The sequence below is a fragment of the Alkalibacterium sp. s-m-28 genome, from assembly GCF_054658175.1.
Window position 1 is genome coordinate 1 of record NZ_BAAGIQ010000412.1, and the last position, 255, is coordinate 255.

Genomic DNA, 255 nt, shown 5'->3' on the forward strand with positions numbered 1-255 from the left:
CCATTACACGTTATTTGTATGATAAAGCCCATGCGAGCGACCTATGGCTATCAAGGCGAACGCTACACGCTTAAGGAACTCTATGCCCACTTAAAGAAAAAGCGCGGGCGTGCCATCGTTAAAGCAGTAGCTGTTGTGAGCCTAGGGCTCAATGATCAAGGGAAAGAGATTAAAGCAAAAATCATTTTTGTTAAAAATCGCAACAGTAAGGGCAAGCGTAATTGGCTAGCGTTATTATCCACAGATATCGAGATG

General features: G+C 43.5%; 1 pseudogene. It reads left to right on the top strand.

Annotated elements, in window-relative coordinates:
- Positions 1-30: 30 nt before the first annotated feature.
- Positions 31-255: pseudogene (locus tag ACYQ4S_RS12800) on the top strand (IS4 family transposase); the annotation flags it as partial.